General features: G+C 63.9%; 3 protein-coding genes and 2 pseudogenes. 2 read left to right on the top strand and 3 right to left on the bottom strand.

Annotated elements, in window-relative coordinates:
- Nucleotides 1-109 precede the first annotated feature (109 nt).
- A pseudogene (locus tag HV796_RS46355) lies at nt 110-400 on the bottom strand (FdhF/YdeP family oxidoreductase); the annotation flags it as partial.
- A 33-nt stretch (nt 401-433) separates the two neighbouring features.
- On the opposite strand from HV796_RS46355, the gene HV796_RS41670 reads away from it, so the two are divergent.
- Complete coding sequence (locus tag HV796_RS41670; protein ID WP_246356388.1) at nt 434-871, top strand: hypothetical protein; 438 nt, start codon at nt 434-436, stop codon at nt 869-871.
- 143 nt (nt 872-1,014) lie between these two features.
- On the opposite strand, the gene HV796_RS45200 is transcribed toward HV796_RS41670, so the two are convergent.
- Together HV796_RS45200 and HV796_RS46350 are read right to left on the bottom strand one after the other, a co-directional pair.
- Nucleotides 1,015-1,233 (bottom strand): hypothetical protein, encoded by a 219-nt coding sequence (locus tag HV796_RS45200; RefSeq protein WP_246356387.1) that lies wholly within the window; start codon nt 1,231-1,233, stop codon nt 1,015-1,017.
- Complete coding sequence (locus tag HV796_RS46350; protein ID WP_377693355.1) at nt 1,131-1,382, bottom strand: hypothetical protein; 252 nt, start codon at nt 1,380-1,382, stop codon at nt 1,131-1,133. Before HV796_RS46350 ends, HV796_RS45200 begins: the two co-directional genes overlap by 103 nt.
- Here HV796_RS46350 and HV796_RS46345 point away from each other — a divergent pair.
- A pseudogene (locus HV796_RS46345) lies at nt 1,381-1,897 on the top strand (DUF6398 domain-containing protein). The gene HV796_RS46350 and the pseudogene HV796_RS46345 sit on opposite strands and share 2 nt — an antisense overlap.
- The last annotated feature ends 536 nt before the right edge of the window (nt 1,898-2,433 follow it).

Here is a 2,433-nt window from a genome sequence, read left to right as displayed (position 1 = left end):
AGGCGACCCGCCGCCCGCCCGTGGACAACCCGCGATTCAACCTTATCGGGAGGTGCCACTCCGCATTAAACTCAACTGCAAATCTATCCGTCGAACCGGGTCACCCTCAGACCGTGTGCCGATGGAAGAACTTGGAGTCGACGCGTTTGGACGTCATGTACCACGCGGTCGCCTTTGCGCCGTTCTCGCAGAGTTCGAATGGATGCGGATGCGCGGGTTTCGCCCACGAACAACTGACGCACATAAAGCCATCGGGCTTGTTCTGATGGACGAGCGCCCGGCTCGTGGTGACGGGAGCGTGTTCCTTCACCAGCACGGCGGCGCTCACCTCGGTCGCGCGGGAAACGGTTGACCATGTCGATGAACATCTGGCAGGCGGGCTCGGCGAGCTTTCGTTCAGGCTTAGGTGTTGGTGTGCCGGCGCAGATACGGATTGGCGTTCGTCGCTCCGGCCTTTACAGCCTTCGCGACGTTTGCGCTGCTCGGCTTCTGTGCGGCGCTGCTGCCGAATCTGCTGCAAAACAGCATGCACAGGCACAGCCCCGCGCTGAGTGGCGCCGTGGTCGCCGAGCTGTTTTCGGTGAGCCCGATCACCGCGCTACTAACCCGCACGCTGTCCGCGCGCGCCGCAATGTCCGCCGGCTTGTGGCTGCTGCTGCCGAGCCTTGCGCTTTTGCTGTGGGCGCAGATCGACGGATCGACCGCGTGGCTGATCGCGGCGCTCGGGTTTCGCGGCAGTCTGCAGGAGGCGAACCGGATGGCGCCCGCCGAAAAGCGTGCGGAGCTGCTGTCCGCGTACCTGGTGTGTTGCTACACCGGAAATTCGTTACCGGTGGTGGGCATCGTGCTGCTGACGCGCAGCGTCGGCTAGGTTGGCGCGCTTGACACGCCCCTTGGCTGACTGCTGTCCAGTGAGCTGGGTCCCGCGACCGGAACGCTCAAATCCCAACAGAGCCGGGTTCTGGCCGCACTCGACCGGCTGTTCGGCGCTTTTTAGTCAATCGCGCGCGCCGGTCATGCGGACCGCGTCGGTCGGACTGAGAAGGCGAGCGTGCGTTCGCACGCGGCGTTCAGGCACGCGTCACCGACCTTCTCGCGAAGCCGCACGACGCCTTGCGCGCCGCGCAGGTTCACCAGCACCCGGTCGTTGAACAGGGAGAGGATGACGGCGTGGCAGGCCGGCCAAATCTCCTTCGCGCGCGCCAGGCACCAATGGGATCGTGTTCCAGCCACGCCCGTACCTCGGGAGGCTGGTGATCGCGGACGGCATGGCGATCGCCATGCTTGCGCCACCGCGCATGGGTTGCGACGAGCTGGTGCCGGTGGAACATCTGCACGACCGTGTCGGTAGCCTTGAGCCAGAGCTGCTTGCCTACCAGCATGAAGGGCACCGAATACCGCGACGTCCGCCGGCGTCTCGTTGCCACCCTGTGGCGCAAGCGGCCATCGCCACTGTTGACCGGTCCTGCGCGCTCCCGGGCCTGTGGCGTAGCTTACGCGATCGGGCGTCCTCTTCGACAAATCCCGGAGGCCCCACATGCGCGCCGATGTGCTGTGCCAGCATTTCGAGTTAAGCACCCAGACCGGTTCGGCCAGCTCCGGGTCAATTCTCAACCTTTTGAAGATCGACCCGCTCGACTCTCGCTGGTCACGTCACAGTCAGCTCGCCAGAAATTCGCTTGCGTGGCTCATCGAGATCGACGGTTTTGTCGTGACGCGCGCCGCATCCCGCGCGGCATTTGCAGGAAGAAGCGTTCCGCAAGGGCGTCATCCCATTCGTTCCAGACGAAGACGGTTAGTTCGCGGAAGATCTCGGGCTCCATCAATACGTCCCCTGCGACGTAGCAATTTCGCTTGTGATTGGGACGGCTCGCCGCCTTGTCCGCCCGGTAGCTGACCTTAACGTGCTAATTTTCCGTTTCCTGAAGCGCCCCCCATCCAGATGCGCAAAATGCGAGCGCGAATACGAAAAGGGACTGGACAGCCTGCTTGAGCGCGTAGGGGGAGCGGGATAAGATCCACGCGCCTGGCATGAGGTTCAGTGCGATGCGGGACGCTCCCAGGAGCATGGCAGGCGCAACAGTGCCGTTTTCCAACGTGGCCATGCGGGGCGGCCCGTCGATGACGGTGTGAGCACCGCTGATGGCAGCGTCGGCCTGCCGGGCTTCGAAGCCGGGGGCGCGCCTCGCTCCCTCGCGGCGCCTGTGTGGCGAAATTCCTCTTCAGATCATCACGGGACAGGTATGACTGGCAGCATTACTCAGGCTTTGGTGCGGCAATACCCTCCATCCGGATCACGGGCCAGCGATTCTGCCGGGCCCACAATGAGGCAGGTGAACGAGAAAAAAAATATCCCCGACACCCGGATCGAAGCACTTGGCCGGCTTGCCCGCAACGGTCCTGGCCGGCCTCCTGTACCCGGTTCGCCCCGAC

This window comes from Paraburkholderia humisilvae (assembly GCF_902859855.1).
Taxonomy (GTDB): domain Bacteria; phylum Pseudomonadota; class Gammaproteobacteria; order Burkholderiales; family Burkholderiaceae; genus Paraburkholderia; species Paraburkholderia humisilvae.
The sequence above is the reverse complement of the archived record's forward strand: the minus strand, read 5'-3'. Positions and strand labels throughout refer to the sequence as shown.

Bases quoted from the DNA above. Each gene is read 5' to 3' on its own strand.
- HV796_RS46350 (WP_377693355.1), bottom strand. From the start codon at position 1,382: ATGCTGGTAGGCAAGCAGCTCTGGCTCAAGGCTACCGACACGGTCGTG.